Origin of the sequence: Streptomyces calidiresistens (assembly GCF_014141525.1) — a bacterium.
Classification (GTDB): domain Bacteria; phylum Actinomycetota; class Actinomycetes; order Streptomycetales; family Streptomycetaceae; genus Streptomyces; species Streptomyces calidiresistens.
In genome coordinates this window covers 1-435 of the sequence record NZ_VKHS01001559.1, presented here as the reverse complement: position 1 = coordinate 435, position 435 = coordinate 1, and the positions used below count along the sequence as shown (strand labels likewise).

The 435-nt window shown below is 78.9% G+C and carries 1 protein-coding gene; it reads left to right on the top strand.

Annotated elements, in window-relative coordinates; genetic code table 11:
- Nucleotides 1-128: 128 nt before the first annotated feature.
- On the top strand, nt 129-435 hold a 307-nt coding region (locus tag FOE67_RS28270), incomplete at its 3' end, for a pyridoxamine 5'-phosphate oxidase family protein (RefSeq protein WP_182667629.1).

Below are 435 nucleotides of genomic sequence, written 5' to 3'. Positions count from 1 at the left end.
CGCCCGGGGAGCGGACCCCCTCCCCCTCCGTGCCGTTGCCCCCGGCGGGCACGGCGACCCCCGACGGATCCGCCGACGGTTCCGGGGGGACGGGGACCCCCCGTGGCGCCGCGCCCCTCTCGACGGACGTGGCGGAGGCGCTGCGCGTGCTGGCGCTCCTGCCGGCCGGACAGGCGGCGGTGACCCGGGGGGCGCTGCCCCACCTGCTCCCGGCCGAGCACCTGGTGACCGGGGAGGGCGTGCTGCTGCGGGTGGCCGACGGCGGGGAGGTCCCCTCCGGTGCGGACGGCGGGGTGCTGGCCTACCGTGCCGTGGCCGGGGCGGGCTCCACCGGGGGACCCCGCAGCGTGCAGGTGATCGGGACGGCCCGTCGGGTGGTGCCCGGGCCCGTCGAACTGGCGGCCTGTCTCTTATACAAATCTCCGAGCCCACGAG